This is a genomic window from Micromonospora sp. NPDC005205 (assembly GCF_040608275.1).
Classification (GTDB): domain Bacteria; phylum Actinomycetota; class Actinomycetes; order Mycobacteriales; family Micromonosporaceae; genus Micromonospora.
In genome coordinates, this window is the sequence record NZ_JBEXHV010000005.1 from 128,594 (window position 1) to 145,284 (window position 16,691).

Annotated in this window: 12 protein-coding genes; 7 read left to right on the top strand and 5 right to left on the bottom strand. The window is 70.8% G+C overall.

The annotated features are described in order from the left end of the window. Positions 1–6: 6 nt before the first annotated feature. Positions 7–4,431: a S8 family serine peptidase gene (locus ABZU43_RS12240; RefSeq protein WP_355006571.1), complete on the top strand. Its 4,425-nt coding sequence runs from the start codon at positions 7–9 to the stop codon at positions 4,429–4,431. A 73-nt stretch (positions 4,432–4,504) separates the two neighbouring features. Here the strand turns inward: ABZU43_RS12240 and ABZU43_RS12245 are convergent, their stop codons facing one another. Further along, complete coding sequence (locus tag ABZU43_RS12245; RefSeq protein ID WP_355006572.1) at positions 4,505–5,011, bottom strand: winged helix-turn-helix domain-containing protein; 507 nt, start codon at positions 5,009–5,011, stop codon at positions 4,505–4,507. A gap of 269 nt (positions 5,012–5,280) precedes the next feature. Here ABZU43_RS12245 and ABZU43_RS12250 point away from each other — a divergent pair, with 269 nt between their 5' ends. The 4 genes from ABZU43_RS12250 to ABZU43_RS12265 are packed head-to-tail and all read left to right on the top strand — an operon-like array spanning position 5,281 to position 8,924. Beyond that, positions 5,281–6,258: a phosphatase PAP2 family protein gene (locus tag ABZU43_RS12250; RefSeq protein WP_355006573.1), complete on the top strand. Its 978-nt coding sequence runs from the start codon at positions 5,281–5,283 to the stop codon at positions 6,256–6,258. 16 nt (positions 6,259–6,274) lie between these two features. After that, positions 6,275–6,967 (top strand): response regulator transcription factor, encoded by a 693-nt coding sequence (locus ABZU43_RS12255; RefSeq protein WP_355006574.1) that lies wholly within the window; start codon positions 6,275–6,277, stop codon positions 6,965–6,967. Then, a complete protein-coding gene (locus ABZU43_RS12260; protein ID WP_355006575.1) occupies positions 6,964–8,424 on the top strand; it encodes a HAMP domain-containing sensor histidine kinase in 1,461 nt (486 codons plus the stop codon). Before ABZU43_RS12255 ends, ABZU43_RS12260 begins: the two co-directional genes overlap by 4 nt. Continuing rightward, positions 8,421–8,924, top strand: a complete 504-nt coding sequence (locus ABZU43_RS12265; RefSeq protein ID WP_355006576.1) for a hypothetical protein — start codon at positions 8,421–8,423, stop codon at positions 8,922–8,924. The genes ABZU43_RS12260 and ABZU43_RS12265 overlap by 4 nt, the downstream gene beginning before the upstream one ends. Before the next feature lie 12 nt (positions 8,925–8,936). On the opposite strand, the gene ABZU43_RS12270 is transcribed toward ABZU43_RS12265, so the two are convergent. The 3 genes from ABZU43_RS12270 to ABZU43_RS12280 are packed head-to-tail and all read right to left on the bottom strand — an operon-like array spanning position 8,937 to position 12,252. After that, positions 8,937–9,962, bottom strand: a complete 1,026-nt coding sequence (locus tag ABZU43_RS12270) for a D-alanine--D-alanine ligase family protein (protein ID WP_355006577.1) — start codon at positions 9,960–9,962, stop codon at positions 8,937–8,939. After that, positions 9,959–11,101 carry an alanine racemase gene (gene alr, locus ABZU43_RS12275; RefSeq protein WP_355006578.1) on the bottom strand — a complete coding sequence of 381 codons (1,143 nt, stop codon included), beginning with the start codon at positions 11,099–11,101 and terminating at the stop codon, positions 9,959–9,961. Before alr ends, ABZU43_RS12270 begins: the two co-directional genes overlap by 4 nt. Then, a complete protein-coding gene (locus tag ABZU43_RS12280; protein WP_355006579.1) occupies positions 11,098–12,252 on the bottom strand; it encodes an acyltransferase in 1,155 nt (384 codons plus the stop codon). Before ABZU43_RS12280 ends, alr begins: the two co-directional genes overlap by 4 nt. A 149-nt stretch (positions 12,253–12,401) precedes the next feature. Here ABZU43_RS12280 and ABZU43_RS12285 point away from each other — a divergent pair, with 149 nt between their 5' ends. Further along, a complete protein-coding gene (locus ABZU43_RS12285) occupies positions 12,402–13,274 on the top strand; it encodes an LLM class F420-dependent oxidoreductase (protein ID WP_355006580.1) in 873 nt (290 codons plus the stop codon). Positions 13,275–13,343: 69 nt separating this feature from the next. Here ABZU43_RS12285 and ABZU43_RS12290 read toward each other — a convergent pair whose 3' ends face one another. Then, positions 13,344–15,605, bottom strand: coding sequence for a catalase (locus ABZU43_RS12290; RefSeq protein ID WP_355006581.1), 2,262 nt, complete (start codon positions 15,603–15,605; stop codon positions 13,344–13,346). A gap of 184 nt (positions 15,606–15,789) precedes the next feature. On the opposite strand from ABZU43_RS12290, the gene ABZU43_RS12295 reads away from it, so the two are divergent. After that, positions 15,790–16,689 (top strand): alpha/beta hydrolase, encoded by a 900-nt coding sequence (locus ABZU43_RS12295; RefSeq protein WP_355006582.1) that lies wholly within the window; start codon positions 15,790–15,792, stop codon positions 16,687–16,689. Positions 16,690–16,691 lie beyond the last annotated feature (2 nt).

Here is a 16,691-nt window from a genome sequence, read left to right on the forward strand (position 1 = left end):
GCACCGATGTTCAGACGTCCACAATGGCGGCGCGCGGCCAGATCACTGGTGAGCGCCGGCGCGGCGACGATCCTCGCCGCGACATGCTTGGCGACGATCAGCTCGGGCGCGCAGGCCGCGCCGGGCGGTGCGATGGGGGCGGGCGCCCAGACCGGGGACAAGATCCGACCGGAGCTCGCCAAGCAGCTCCAGGCCAAGAGTGAAGGGGACTTCTGGATCCGGTTCAAGGACCGGGCCGACCTGAGCAAGGCCAGCGCCATCAAGGACTGGTCGAAGCGTGGCACGGCGGTGGCGGACGCGCTGCGCAAGACGGCCGCCGCGAGCCAGGGCAAGATCCGGGCCGACCTCGACAGCTCGGGCACCAAATACCAGACCTTCTGGGCCACCAACGCCATCAAGGTGAACAGCGGCTCGCTGGCGATGGCCCAGAAGTTCGCCGGGTACTCGGAGGTCGAGGGCCTCTACGCCCCGGTCTCGTACAAGGTGCCGGAGACGACCAAGGGCACCGACGAGAAGACGGTGAACGCCCTGGAGTGGGGCATCGCCAACATCAACGCCGACGACGTCTGGTCCCAGTACGGCGTCAAGGGCGAGGGCATCACCATCGCGAACATCGACACCGGTGTGCAGTTCAACCACCCGGCGCTGGTGAACTCCTACCGCGGCAACAACGGCGACGGGACGTTCGACCACAACTACAACTGGTTCAACGCCGCCAACGCGACCGGGGCCTGCGCCACCGCCCCCTGTGACGGCGACGGCCACGGTACGCACACCATGGGCACCATGGCCGGCTCCGACGGCGCGAACCAGATCGGTGTCGCCCCCGGGGTCAAGTGGATCGCGGCGAACGGTTGCTGCCCCAGTGACGCCGCTCTGATCAATTCTGGTCAGTGGATGCTCGAACCGCTGGACCTCAACGGTCAGAACGCGGACGCGAGCAAGCGCCCGAACATCATCAACAACTCGTGGGGCACCCGGGACCCGTCCAACGAGCCGTTCATGGAGGACGTGACGGACGCCTGGACCGCTTCCGGGATCTTCGGCACCTGGTCCAACGGCAACAGCGGGCCGGCCTGCGAGACCAGTGGCTCGCCGGGCAGCCTCGCCAGCAACTACTCGACCGGCGCGTACGACGTCAACAACAACGTCGCCGGCTTCTCCGCCCGCGGCGTCGGTCAGAACGGCGAGATCAAGCCCAACATCTCCGCTCCGGGCGTGAACGTCCGGTCGAGCATCCCGGGCAGCGCCTACGGCACCATCAGCGGCACCTCGATGGCCGCACCGCACCTCGCGGGCGCGATCGCGCTGCTGTACTCGGCGGCGCCGTCGCTGGTCGGCGACGTCAACGCGACCCGCGCGCTGCTCAACGGCGCCGCGATCGACAAGGCCGACGACCAGTGTGGCGGCACCGCCGCCGACAACAACGTCTACGGCGAAGGCCGACTGGACGCCCTCGCCCTGCTCAACGCCGCCCCGACCGGCGACATCGGCACGCTGGCCGGCACGGTCACCGACGCGACCTCCGGCGCCCCGATCGCCGGGGCGACGCTGACGCTCACCGGCGCGTCCGAGCGTGAGCTGACCACCGGTGCCGACGGCAAGTTCTCCACCCAGCTTCCGGCCGGCGACTACCAGGTCGCCGTCGCGGCGTTCGGGTACGGCAGCACCACCAAGACGGCGACGGTCGCCAAGGGCGCGACCACGACGCTCAACGTCGCCCTCACGGCGGTGCCGAGCGTCAACGTCACCGGAGCGGTCACCGACGGATCCGGCCACGGCTGGCCGTTGTACGCCAAGGTGACCGTGACGGGGGTGTCCGGCGTCTACGACCACACCACCCCGTCGAACGGCCGCTACAGCATCAAGCTGCCGGCCGGGCAGACGTACACCCTGAAGTACGAGCCGCAGTACCCGGGCTACCAGACCGTCACCAAGCAGGTCGTGGTCGGCTCGGGCAACGTCACCGCCAACGTCGCCGTGCCGGTGGACAGCAACGCCTGCACCACCGCCCCCGGGTACACGAACGGCTCCGACGGTGAGTACGAGACCTTCGACGCCACGACCACGCCGGCCGGCTGGACCGTCGTCGACAACGCGGGCAGCGGTCAGGTCTGGAAGTTCACCGACGACGGCGACCGGGGCAACCTGACCGGCGGCAGCGGCAACTTCGCGATGATCGACAGCGACGCGTACGGGGCCGGCACGACCCAGGACACCTCGCTGGTCAGCCCGGTGGTCGACCTGACCAGCGTCACGGCCCCGGTCATCCGGTTCAACCAGGACTTCAACCAGCTCAACGACGACACCGCCGACGTGGACCTGAGCATCGACGGCGGTGCCACCTGGACCAACGTGCTCCGGCAGGAGACGGACGTCCGGGGGCCGAAGCTGACCGAGATCCCGATCCCGCAGGCGGCCGGTAAGGCGCAGGTGCAGGTGCGGTTCCACTACTACGACGCCTCGTACGAGTGGTGGTGGGAGGTCGACAACGTCCTGATCGGCAGCCAGGTCCTCTGCGTGCCGGTCGACGGCGGTCTGGTCGTCGGCAACGTCCGCGACAAGAACGACGACAGCTACGTCAACGGCGCGACCGTCACCAGCAAGGACCGGCCCGCCGAGAAGGCCGTCACCGTGGCGACCCCGGACGACCCGGGGCTGGCCGACGGCTTCTACTGGATCTACTCGTCGCTCACCGGCGAGCACCCGTTCACGGCGACCGCCGGCAACTACGTCAGCCAGACCAAGCAGGTCGACGTCGAGGCCGACTGGGCGACCACCGCGAACTTCCAGCTCGCGGCCGGTCGACTGGCGGTGACGCCGACGCAGTTGAGCGCCACGCTCCAGATGCCCAACGGCAAGACCAGCAAGTCGTTCACTGTGACGAACACCGGCGGCGCGCCGGTCGAGGTCAAGTTCGGTGAGCGGGACAACGGGTTCGAACTCCTGCGGGCGGACGGCTCCACTGTCACCCGGCAGCAGGTGCTCGGGTCCAGCGGCGCGCCGGAGCAGCGGCTCACCGTACCGACGTCGTTCGCCGCCAAGGCGTCCGGCAAGGAGGCCAAGGCGGCTGGCGCGGCGACCGGCCCGCAGGCGGCGCCGTGGACCGACATCGCCAACTACCCGGCCACGATCATGGACAACCGGGTGGTGAACCTGGACGGCAAGGTGTATTCGATCGGTGGTGGCGACGGTGAGGCCTCCACCACCAAGAACTACGCCTACGACCCGGCCGCGCAGACCTGGACGGCGATCGCCGACCTTCCCGGCGCGCGTAACGCGGTGACCGCGGGCGTGGTGAACGGCAAGATCATCGTCAGCGGTGGCTGGGGCGACTCCGGCCCGGACTCCGCGACCTGGTCGTACGACCCGGGGGCCAACACCTGGACGGAACTGGCCGACAACCCGGCACCGCGGGCCGCAGCCGGTCAGGCCGTCGTCGACGGCAAGCTGTACGCGGTCGGTGGCTGCACGACGGCGGCCTGTCTGCCAATGTCGAACAGCGTCGTCCGGTACGACCCGACCGGTGACACGTGGGAGACGATGGCCAACTACCCGAAGTCGGTGGCCTTCGCCTCCTGCGGCGGGATCGACGGCGTCCTCTACTGCACCGGCGGCAACGACGGATCCGCAGCGCAGAAATCCAGCTACGCCTTCGACCCGGGTGCCAACACCTGGACCGCCGTCGCCGACGCGCCGGCCGACAACTGGGCCAGCTCGTACGCCGTCGCCAGCGGCAAGCTCCTCGTCGTCGGCGGCTCGCAGGGCGGGGCCATCAGCAACGCCGGCTTCGCCTTCGACCCGGCCGCCGGTTCGTGGTCCAACCTGCCCAACTCGAACACCGCGCGGTACCGCGGCGGCGCGGCGTGCGGCTTCTACAAGATCGGCGGCTCGTCCGGCAGCTTCAACGCGGCCCCGGACAGCGAGGTGCTCCCGGGCTTCGAGGGATGCTCCGAGTCGGCGGCCGACGTCAGCTGGATGACCATCGACAAGTCGGCGGTCACCCTCGCACCGGGTGCGAAGGTCACCGTCACCGTCGGTCTGACGGCGAACGTGGACCAGCCGGGCACCTACTCCGGCGCGGTCGCGATCTCCGAGAACACCCCGTACTCGGTGGCACCGGTCGCGGTGACCATGACCGCGAACCCCCCGAAGACCTGGGGCAAGCTCATGGGTACGGTCACCGGCACCAGCTGCCAGGGTGCGACCTCGCCGCTCACCGGCGCGGTCGTGCAGGTCGACTCGTGGGCGGCGTCGTACACCTTCGCCACCGACGCCGCGGGCAAGTACGCCTACTGGGTGGACCGCCGCAACAACCCGCTCACGATGATCGTGGCCAAGGACGGCTGGAAGCCGCAGACCCGTCAGACCAGGATCGACACCGCCACCCCGACGGTGGAGAACTTCGGGTTGGCGCCCATCAGGTGCTGACGCCTGAGCACTAGCCGAAGAAGTCCGGCCCGCCTGGTCCCCGACCAGGCGGGCCGGACCGCGCCCGGGGTGATCAGACGGGCGCGAGCCGGAAGCCGACGCCGCGTACCGAGTGGATCGTCGCCGCGGCGTTGAGACTGGCGAGCTTGCCGCGCACCCGGCGGACCACCGAGTGGATGTCGGAGCCCCGGCCGAGGTGCCGGTTGCCCCAGACCTCGAGGTGCAGGCGCTCGTAGGTCCAGACCTGACCGGGCGCGTGCACCAGGCAGAGCAGGACGTCGTGCTCCAGCCGGGTCAGGTCGATCTCCTGGTCGCGCCAGCGCAACACCCGGCGGTCGGAGTCGACGGCCAGATCCGGTGGCGGTGGCTGTGGGCTCGGCGTCACCTCGGCGAGCGCCGCGGTGGTCGGGGGAGCCGGGGCGGCAGGCGCCTCGACCACCCCGAGGAAGTCTCGTGCCTGGTCGACTGTCGAGACGATAAGGAAGGCGTCACTGCCGCCGAGCAGCCGGGCCAGATGTCGCCGCTCGGCCGGCGAGGATGCGATGCCGATGACCAGGCTGGCCGCTGGAGTTCCCTGCATTTGCCAACACCTTCCGGTTCCCCAACTCACTCCGGATGGATTTTTCGCACCGCCGACCGAAACATCGATCGGCGCCCTGACCCTAGTGGTGGCTGATCTCGGCTGGGTAAAACATAGTTGCATGTAAGCATGTGAATCCCATCGAGCCGTCCAGGCCCGCCCGGCCGCACCGCCGACGATCCGCTTTCCGGAAGCGGTGGGGGTGGTTGTGACAGAACCAAGACAATTCGAGGACGGGGTACGGACCTGCCGAAGCAAGCATGGTCGCCATGTCCATCGGATCGTTGTACTCCGTCGGGCGGTCGACGCCCGGTCCGGCGCGACCGCTGCCCCACGCCCGCGCCGCGGTGCCTCTGGGGCTTCGGCTGCTCGCGGCGGCGCTGTCCGGTCTGGTTGCCCTGACCCTCACCGCCGCCGTCTTCGTGCGGACGTACCCCGGGCAGTGGCTGGACGGGGTTCTCCTGCCGCGCGCCGAGCGGGGCGGAGGCTACGAGCAGCAGACCGTGCTGGTGGGCCCGGCCAAGACCGTGCTGGCCACCTTCGGCAGCCCGACCCTCATCGCGGCACTGCTCGGTGTGGTGCTGCTGGTGGGTGTGCTCCGCCGGCGGCTGGTGGCGGGTGTCGTCGGTGTGGGCATAGTCGTCTGCGCGGTGCAGCTGGCCGGCGCGGTGAAATCGGAGCTGCCCCGCCCGGATCTGGAGGTCCTGAGCTCCACCACCCACAACAGCTTTCCCAGCGGCCATGTCGCGGCGGCGACCGCCCTGCTGCTGGCGTTCATGCTGGTTCTGCCCGGGTGGGCCCGGCGCTGGCTGGCGGCGCCGGGCGCGGCCGGGGTCTCGGTGATCGCCGCCGCCACGATGATCGCGGGCTGGCACCGGTTCAGCGATGTGCTCGGTGGCGTACTGCTGGGGGTGACAGTGTTCTGCCTGGCCTCGGCAGCGTTGGCGACCTGGTCCGGCGACCGCGACACGACAGGCGGTTCGGACGGTGGCAGCCTCTGGCGCAGGGTGGCCGAGGCGGCAGTCGGGCTGGTCGTGTTGGTCTGGGCGCTGCTGGTGGTCGTGCCCGGTCTGGCCGCCTCGGTGCAGCGTGGCTTGTTGATCGCCATCGTGGTCGCGGCCGCGTCGACGATGGCGCTGGTGGGGGCGGTGGTGTTCCTGGTGCGTTCGACGGGTTTCGCGGTGCCGCTCTCTCCGCGGAGCCCTCCGCAGCCATCGTCGACGACCGAAACCCGAAAGATCTCATGATGGGATACTTACCGACATGTCCCAGGTGCTGTTGATCGAAGACCACCAGACGGTGCGCGACGGACTGCAGTTGGCGCTCACCCGACAGGGCCACACCGTGCACGCGGTGGGCACCGGTGAGCAGGGGTTGGAGCGGCTGCGCACGACCTCGTCCGACGTCGTGGTCCTCGATCTCATGCTGCCCGGGATGGACGGGTTCGAGGTCTGCCGCCGGATCCGGCAGCTCGGCGACCTGCCGATCATCATGCTCACCGCCCGCAACGACGACATGGACGTGGTCGCGGGCCTGGAGGCCGGCGCCGACGACTACGTGGTCAAGCCCGTGCAGGCCCGGGTGCTGGAGGCGCGCATCCGCGCGGTGCTGCGACGGACCGGTGGCGACTCGCGGCGTGGCGGCGACCGGACCGGCCCGGAACAGCACGGTGAGTTGACCATCGACCGGGCCGCGCTGGTGGTCAGCAAGGACGGAACGCCGGTCAGCCTCGCGCCGACGGAGCTGCGGCTGCTGCTCGAACTCTCGCACACGCCGGGCCAGGTGCTCAGCCGCCAGCAGCTGCTGGAGGCCGTCTGGGAGCACGGGTATCTCGGCGACTCGCGACTCGTGGACGCGTGCGTCCAGCGGGTACGCGCCAAGATCGAGGCCGACTCGTCGGCGCCGGTCTTCATCCAGACGGTGCGTGGTTTCGGATACCGGTTCGGGCCGCTGTGACGCTGTGGCGCCGGGCCGGCGCATGGGTCTCGGGTCTACGGGTCCGGCTCCTCCTGGCGTTCGCGCTGCTGGGCGTGACCACGACGGTGGCGGTGGCCGGTGGCAGCTACTTCCAGGCTCGGACCGTCATCCTGCAGCAGGCGCAGGACGCCGCAGTGATGTCGCTGACCGACCAGATCACCAAGGTCTACCCGATCGTCCAGCTGCCGCCGACCCAGGACGACCTCGAACAGTTGGCCCAGCGCCTCAGCGACCGGGAGAGCTTCGCGGTGGTCGTCTACCGGGACATGCGGGCGCAGGGCGGCCCCGACCTCGCCGACCCGCTCACCCCCGAGCTGCGGCAGAAGGTCCATGACGGTCGCATCGCCTGGCAGCGGGTCTCACTCGACGGAGAGCCCGCGCTGCTCATCGGTACCCAGCTGGCACTCGACCGCTCGGACGGCACGTCCCGCCCGTCCGGGCTGGAGGTCTACTCGGTGCGCAATCTCGTGCCCGAGCAGCAGAGCATCGACCAGCTCGCCAGCGGGGCATGGCTGACCGGCGGGTTGTCCCTGGTCCTCGCCGTCCTGCTGGCCCTGCTGTCCGCCCGTGGAGTCCTGCGACCCGTCCGCGACCTCAGCCGAGCGGCGCGCCGCCTCGGTGAGGGCGACCTGAGCACCCGGTTGACGGTCCGGGGCGCCGACGAACTGGCGGATGTGGCACGGACCTTCAACGACACCGCCGGCACGCTGGAGCGGCAGGTCGGCGAGCTGCGGCGGTTGGAATCCGACGCCCGCCGCTTCGTGGCCGACGTCTCGCACGAACTCCGGACGCCGCTGGCCGCGATGACGGCGGTCACCGACGTGCTCGACGAGGAGGCGGAACACCTTCCCGGGGACGCGGGCCGGGCCGCCCGGCTGGTCAGCCAGGAAACGCAGAACCTCACCCAACTGGTCAACGACCTCATCGAGATCAGCAGGTTCGACTCCGGCACCGCGCGGCTCGCCCTGGACGACGTGGACGTGGCCGCGGCGGTCACCGCGACCCTGCGGATCCGCGGCTGGCTGGACCGGGTACGAACGGAGTTGCCACCCGGCATCGTGGCCCGACTGGACCCCCGCCGACTGGACGTCATCGTCGCCAATCTGGTCGGCAACGCCTTCCGGCACGGTGCCGAGCCGGTGTCGGTGCGACTCGGCGCCGACCCGGACTGGGTCACCATCGAGGTGGCCGACCGGGGGCCCGGACTGGACCCGGAGGTGCTGCCACACGTCTTCGACCGCCTCTACAAGGCCGACACCGCGCGAACCCGCTCCGAGGGCAGCGGCCTCGGTCTCGCCATCTCCTGGGAGAACGCGCGCCTGCACCGCCACGGGGAGCGACGGGGGAGTCTCGTCGCAGGCAACGGCACCCACGGCGGCGCGGTGTTCACCCTCCGCCTGCCCCGCGAAACGGCCGACACCGGAGGTGCCGGGTGACCGGCCGACGGACGGGCCGCGCGCTGCTCGCCGGCGGACTGCTTCTGACGCTGGTCGCGGCGGGCTGCGGGGTACGACCCAGCACTGTCATCACCGGTCGCCCGCCGGTCAGCGGCTCCGCCCAGGGTGCCTGGCTCTACCTGCTCGCGCGGGGCGAACTGGTGCTGGTCCTCCGCCCGGTCAACACGGCCCCGTCGCCCGCCGCCGCGCTATCGCTGCTCGCGGCCGGTCCCCAGGCGAACGAACGTGCCCAGGGTTTCACCAGCGACGTTCCGGCGGGCCTGGACCCGGTCACGGTGACGGCGGGAACCGGTCGGACCGGTGACCTCACGGTGCGGGCGGACATCGCCGCGCGAGCGTTGTCAGAGCAGGCGGTCGACCAGATCATCTGCACGACGGTCGCCGCCGCGGCGCAGGTCAGCGCGGCGACCACCAACACCACCGTCACCGTCGTCGGGTCGGACGGCGACCGAGGGCCTCGGGCGTGCCCGATCAGGTGACCGGGCGCCGACTCACACCAGGTGGTCGACCGCGCGTTGCGGCCGGGGCAACCCGCTGTGGTGGCCGTGGTCCTGGTCGGCCAGCGCGCCGGCGATCAGGATGTCGATCAGGGCGGCGAAGCCGATGCCGGCCTGCTGCCAGATCTGCGGGAACTGGGACGCGGCGGTGAAACCGGGGAACGTGTTGACCTCGTTCACGATGGGCTCGGGTGACCCCTCGGTGGGCAGGAAGAAGTCGACCCGCAGCAGCCCACGGCAGTCGAGGGCCTGGAAGGCGCGAATCGCCCGGTCCTGAAGCACCTCGGTGGTCGCCGCGTCGAGCGGGGCGGGAATCTGGAAGGTCGCCCCGCCGTCGTACTTCGCGTCGTAGTCGAAGAAGCCGGCGCCGGTCACCCGGATCTCCAGCGGCGGCCCGGCCTGCACCCGACCGTCCGGGTGCTGGAGGACGGCCACGTCGATCTCGCGTCCCCGCGCCCCCTGCTCGACAAGCACCTTCGGGTCGACCTGGCGGGCCTGCTCCAGCGCGGCGGGAACCCCCGCCCAGTCGTCCACCCTGGCGACGCCCAGGCTCGACCCGGCACGGGCCGGCTTGACAAAGACCGGCAGCTCCAGCCGACGCTGGTCCTCGGCCGACAGGGCCTCGCCGGCACGCAGTGTCACCCCCGGGCTGACCCGCAGACCCTCCGCCGCGAGGAGCCGCTTGGTGACCCCCTTGTCCATGCCGGCGGCGCTCGCGAAGACGCCGTTGCCGACGTACGGCACGCCGAGCCACTCCAGCAGCGACGACACGGTGCCGTCCTCGCCGTACGGGCCGTGCAGGGCCGGGAACACCACGTCCTGGGCGCGCAGGACACGCAACGCCGCGGGCAGGGGCGTGGGTCGACCGCCGACGTGCCAACCGCCGTCGCGGTCGATGAGCACCTCGGTGACCTGGTACCGCTCACGGTCCAGGTGGGCGAGGATGCTCGCCGCCGAACGGCAGGACACGTCGTGCTCGCCGCTCTGCCCGCCGTACAGCACTGCCAGTCGGGTTGTCATGAGTTCCGTGCCCTTCCGTGGAGGTGCTCGCGAGCCACCCGGGCCCCGATGCCGGTCAAGATCTCGTGTGGGTTGGTGTCGGCCCAGCGGGCCCACTCGACGACCGTCGGCGGGTGCTGGTCGCCCTCGGCCGGGCCGAACACCACGACCGGGTCGCCGATCGTCACGGGAAGATCCCCGGCGTCGACCACGCACTGGTCCATGGCGATGCGCCCGACGATCGGGCACCGCCGGCCGGCGAGCCACACCGAGGCGCTGCCACCCGCGGCACGGGGCAGCCCGTCGGCGTAGCCGAGCGGCAGCAGCGCCAGCGTGGTCGGCGTGCCGGTCACATGGTCGGGTCCGTAGGAGACGCCCGTGCCGGCCGGTACCCGCTTGACGTTGACCACGCTCGTCCGCAGAGTCATCGCGGGGTGCAGCCCGAACTCACCCGGACCGCTCACGCCGAACGGGTCCACGCCGTAGAGGGCGATCCCGATCCGGCAGAGGTCGAATCGGGTCCGCGGTGCGGAGAGCGCGGCGGCCGAGTTGGCCAGGTGGACGAGATCAGGGTCCAGGCCGGCCGACCGGGCGGTCCGCAGCGCCTCCTCGAAGATCGCCACCTGACGGGTGAGCGCCGGGGCGCCCGGCAGGTCGGCGTCGGCGAGATGGGACCACACCCCGCGCACCCGGATCCCGCCCTCTCGTTCGTACTTGCGGGCCCAACCGACCAACTCGGGCCAGTCGTCCCCGGCGGCCCCGTTGCGGGACAACCCGGTGTCCGCCTTGAGCTGCACCATCGCGGGTGCGCCGAGCAGGCAGGCCGCGTCGGCGACGGCGTGCAGGTGCGTCGTCGTGGACACGCCGACGTCGACGCCACTCTTGATCAACATACCGAAGTCGTCATCCGGACCGTGCAGCCAGCTCAACGTGGGCGCTGTCACACCCGCCTCGCGCAGGGTCAGCGCCTCGGCCGTCGAGGTCACTCCCAGCCAGGAGGCGCCGGCGCGCAGCGCGGCCCGGGCCACCTGCACCGCCCCGTGGCCGAACCCGTCGGCCTTCACCACCGCCATCAGTCCGGTGCCGGCGACCGACGCGATCGTCCGTACGTTGCTGGCGATCGCGTCGAGGTCGACCAGGGCTTCGGCGAGGGCGCTCATCCGGCCGCCCCCACCGTGCGCCTGCCGGGCAGCGCGAACAGCCAGCCCGCGCGAACCGCCAGCAGCCCGCGGTGAACGGCCAGGCTCAGACCGATCACCAACCCGCTCAGCAGAATCGGATAACCGAGCACGATCAGGCCCTGAGCGGACCCACCCAGCCCGGAAACCGGTACGAGCAACAGCCGGTGCAGCAGGGCCAGGACCGGCATGTGGATGACGTAGATCGGCAGGGTGATGCGGCCGAGCCTAGCCAGCGGTTCGCTGAGCACCGACCATCGCGACAGCCGGGCAGCGGCGGTTATGCCGAAGATCACTGCCACCACCGAGACCGCCGGCCATACTCCGAACCACTGCTGGGCGCCGGTCACCGCCATCGCGGCGAGCGTCAGGACGTAGCCACCCGAGGTCAGCACCAGCCGGCGGCGGTTGGCGGTGGCGGCCCACTGCTGGATCTGCGGCCGCAGGTACAGCCCGGCGAGGAAGAAGACCAGGTTCTGGTAGAGGCCGGCGCGGTTGCCCGGGGTGTCGAGCAGGCCGGCGGCGGCGACGGCGGACAACGCGGCGGCGGGCACCAGGACCAGCGCCCGGGGCACCCGGCGGGTCACCTTGGCGATCGTGAAGTACAGCGCCAGGGCGTACAGGTACCAGAGGTTGGACGGCGTGACGGTGAGCTGCTCCAGCAGGCCGAGCGCCGAAGTGGCGCGGTCGGTCGGCAGTTCCGGCGCGGCGGCGAGGATCACGGTGTGGATCAGCAGCCAGACGGCGTACAGGTAGAGAAAACCGGCGATCCGGCTGCGGGCGACGACCCGCCACGGCCGCTGGGCGGCGTTCGCCGCGAAGACGCCCGAGATGGTGAAGAACAGCGGCATCCGCAGTGGCAGGAACTGCTCACCCAGCGTTCCCCAGAAGCCCGGCACCGGTACGCCGACGTGCCAGTCGATCTGGAGGTAGTCCTTCACGACGACGTGCCACAGGACGACGAGGACGATGCAGACGCCCTTCGCCGCGTCCGCCCACTGCGCCCGGTGTGATCCGGCGGCGACGGGCGCGGAGACACTGGCGGGTCCGGTCCGTTGGCGGTGGCGAGACCGGACGCGCGTCGCGTCGGGCTCCAGTTCGGCGGGCCGGGACCTGGTGGGCTGTGGGATCACGCACCGAAAGCTGCCAGCCGGATATCCGCACGTGATCCACGAATTGTCATGATCCGGTAATGGACGGCGCAGGACCCGATTCGAGGGCGGTCCCGAGCCGCCCCCGGCGGACGTCGGACGGCACTAGGCTCGTTGCGGAGGTGCCGAACATGAAGCTCGGACTGCACTACTGGAACTACTCGATCCCGGCCGACCCGGCGGCGATCGCGCCGACCCTGGCGCAGGCGGCGACAGTCGCGGAGCAGGCCGGGGTCGCGTCGTTCACGGTGATGGACCACTTCTTCCAGATGGACGCGGTGTTCGCGGCCGAGGAGCCGATGCTGGAGGCGTACACCACGCTGGGCTACGTCGCGGCCATGACCCAGCGGATGACACTGGGCGTACTGGTCACCGGCGTGATGTACCGCTACCCGGGGTTGCTCGCCAAGACCGTGACGACCCTCGACGTGCTCTCCGGCGGCCGGGCCCGCCTCGGCATCGGCGCCTCCTGGTACGAGCGGGAGCAGCTCGGGCTGGGTGTGCCGGTCGTCCCGGTGGCCGAGCGGTTCGAGCGGTTGGAGGAGACGCTGCGCGTCTGCCTTCAGATGTGGAGTGCCGACGACGGCCCGTTCAACGGGAAGCACTACCAGCTCGCCGAGACCATCAACTCGCCGCAGCCGTTGAGCCGTCCGCGTCCGCCCATCATGATCGGTGGTGGCGGCGAGAAGAAGACACTGCTGCTGGTGGCCCGGTACGCCGACGCCTGCAACCTGTTCGGGCGCGGTGGCATCGACGACATCGCCCGCAAGCTGGACGTGTTGCGCGGGCACTGCGCCGCCGAGGGCCGCGACTACGACACCATCGAGAAGACGGTGGTCGCCTCCCAGGCGCCGCTGGACGACACTGACGCGTTCCTCGCCGAGGTGTCCGCGTACGCGGCGCTCGGGGTGAGCGAGGTGCAGGTGACGCCGGATCGGGACCCGGTCGAGTTCGCCCGGCGGCTCGGCGACGAGGTGCTGCCCCGGTTGGCCGACATCGGCTGATTCCGCCTCGCCGAGCGACGAGGGCCGTCCTCCCGGTGCTGCGGAGGACGGCCCTCGTCGGTGGTGGGGTCAGGCGACCGCTGCGGGGAACCGCTCCCAGACCCGGTGCGCGGCCATCAACTGCTGCACCGCGGTCAGCGCCTCGGCGCCCGAGCCTGCCGCCACGACGCCCGGGGTGCCGGCGACGCCGGCCTGCTCCAGCACTGTGACGCCGGCACCCCAGGCGCCGATCGCCTTGGCGTGCCGCCAGCACTCCTCCACGAGCAGCAGCACGCGGGGGTCCACTGTGGCCGGGGCGGGCCTGCCCGCCTTGGCGTCGCGGGCGGGCAGGGCATCCGGTGCGGGTGTCGGCGCTCCGGCCAGCAGGACCGCGTCGAACTCGACCGACCGGCCGGTGGCGAAGGTGCGCTGCACCGGCAGGTCGCCCACCATGCCGCCGTGCGGGGCGATCAGCAGCGGCACCATGCCGGCGCTGAACACCGCCCGGCGGACCTCGTCGACGCTGTCCAGGTCGCCGGCGGGGTCGACGACGATTCCGACGGTCCGGCCGTCACTCGGCCACTCCCGACCGACCTGCGACAGCGCCGGGCTGGGCGTGACGTCGGGCAGGACGACGGTCGGCTGGGGTGCGGGCAGGCCCAGGCCGGTGGCTACCTGCTCGCACAGCACCGCGTCGATGTTGGCGAGGCTCTGCAGCTGGCGTTCCTTGATCGCCTGGTGGTAGCACTTGCCCAGCTCGAAGGTGTACGCCCGGATGATGTGTTCCTTCTCGACCGGCGACATGCTCAGCCAGAACAGGCGGACCTGGCTGTAGTGGTCGTCGAACGAGGCCGGATTCGCGCGTACCTTCGGTGCCTGCGCGACGGTGACCGGCACGTCGACGAAGGCGTGCTCGGCGTCCCCGGCGGGGAACGGGTTGCCGCCGTCGAGCGAGTTCGGCCGGTACGGTGCGACGCCGGCGTGCACGGCGTGCTGGTGGAAGCCGTCGCGCAGCATGTCGTTCACGGCGGCGTGCGGGCGGTTGATCGGGATCTGCGTGAAGTTCGGCCCGCCCAGCCGGGTGAGCTGCGTGTCGAGGTACGAGAAGAGCCGGCCCTGCAACAGCGGGTCGTTGGTGACGTCGATGCCCGGAGGCAGGTGACCGAGGTGGAAGGCGACCTGTTCGGTCTCGGCGAAGAAGTTCGTCGGCGTCCGGTTGAGCACCAGCCGCCCAATGGGCTGCACCTCGGCCAGTTCCTCCGGCACGATCTTCGTCGGGTCGAGCAGGTCGATGTCGGCGAAGGTCTCCTCGGGAGTGTCCGGGAAGACCTGGATGCCCAGCTCCCACTCGGGATACGCGCCGGCCTCGATGGCGTCGTAGAGGTCGCGTCGGTGGAAGTCCGGGTCGATGCCGCCGAGCAGCTGGGCCTCCTCCCAGGTCAGCGAGTGCACGCCCAGCTTCGGCTTCCAGTGGAACTTGGCCAGCACCGTCTCCCCGGCCTCGTTGACGAGGCGGAAGGTGTGCACGCCGAAGCCCTCCATCGTCCGGTACGAACGCGGAATGCCCCGGTCGGACATGTTCCACATGGTGTGGTGCTGCGCCTCGGTGTGCAGCGACACGAAGTCCCAGAAGGTGTCGTGGGCGCTCTGCGCCTGCGGGATCTCCCGGTCGGGGTGCGGCTTGCCGGCGTGGATGATGTCCGGGAACTTGATCGCGTCCTGGATGAAGAAGACCGGCATGTTGTTGCCGACCAGGTCGAAGGTGCCCTCGTCGGTGTAGAACTTCGTGGCGAAGCCACGGGTGTCGCGGACCGTGTCCGCCGAACCCCGCGAACCGAGCACAGTGGAGAACCTGACGAAGACGTCGGTCTCCCGGCCCTTCTTGAGGAAGCCGGCACGGGTGACCGCCTCGGCGGCGCCGTACGCCGTGAACACCCCGTGCGCGCCGGCGCCGCGGGCGTGCACCACACGCTCCGGAATGCGCTCGTGGTCGAAGTGCGTGATCTTCTCGCGTAGGTGGTGGTCCTGGAGGAGCACCGGGCCGCGGGGGCCGGCCTTGAGCGAGTGGTCGGTGTCGCGCAGCCGAGCCCCGTTCGCGGTCGTGAGGTAGGCCCCCTGCTGACCGTTCGCGGTCGTCGGCGCGCCGGTCTCGGCGCCGGTCGGCGTGCGCGTCTGCGGCGCCCCCTGTTCCGGCTTCGGCGGCAGCGGGTCGTGCGGCGTCGTCGGCTCCTCGACGGTCGGTGGCGCGCTCCCCGGCGCACCGGGGACATCCGGGCTGAGAGCGTCGGCGATCTTTCCTGAGGCGTTCTTCACGGCGTTCTTGGCCGCCTCGGCGGGCTTGCTGGAATCCACTGAATGAACCTCTCCATGGCACGTGGGCGGGCCGGCGCCTGCCCTGCTACCCCTGGTCAGAGGGTCGAAACACGACTGATCTCGGCATTTCACGTCCGGACTGGTGATTTCGCCGATGCCGGGATCGGCGGAGCAGCCAAAACTGACACACGTCGATATCCCTCGACTCTAGGGAGTGCCCGACGTGTCCTCACCAACCACCACCCGTCCCCGTTCCGTCACAGCCCGTGCCACCCGGCTCGCGTTGGCTGCCGTCCTGGCCGCCGGCGGCGCCCTGGCCGGGTCGTCCAGCGCCGCCCAGGCCGCCGGCCCGTACGAGCGCGGCCCCGCCCCGACCACCTCGATCCTGGAGGCCAGTCGCGGACCGTTCGCCACGGCGTCGCAGAGCGTGTCCTCGCTGAGCGTCACCGGGTTCGGCGGCGGCGTCATCTACTACCCGACCAGCACCAGCGAGGGCACCTTCGGCGCCATCGCCATCTCGCCCGGCTACACAGCGGCCTGGTCCAGCATCAGCTGGCTCGGACCGCGTATCGCCTCGCACGGCTTCGTCGTGATCGGCATCGAGACGAACACCCGGCTGGACCAGCCGGACAGTCGGGGCCGTCAGCTGCTCGCCGCGCTGGACTACCTGACCCAGCGCAGCTCGGTGCGCACCCGGATCGACAGCAGTCGACTCGCGGTGGCCGGTCACTCGATGGGTGGCGGAGGCAGCCTGGAGGCGGCCTCGTCGCGGCCGTCGTTGCAGGCGGCGGTGCCGCTGGCGCCGTGGAACACGGACAAGAGCTGGTCCGAGCTGCGGGTGCCCACGCTGATCATCGGCGGCGAGAGCGACAGCGTCGCGCCGGTCGCGACGCACTCGGTGCCGTTCTACAACAGCATCCCGTCCTCCGCCGAGAAGGCGTACCTGGAGCTGAACGGGGCGAGCCACTTCTTCCCACAGACCACGAACACGCCGACCGCGCGGCAGATGGTGGCCTGGTTGAAGAGGTTCGTCGACGACGACACCCGCTACGAGCAGTTCCTCTGCCCCGGCCCGAGCGGCTCGCAGATCCAGGAGTACCGCAACACCTGTCCCAGCGCCTGACG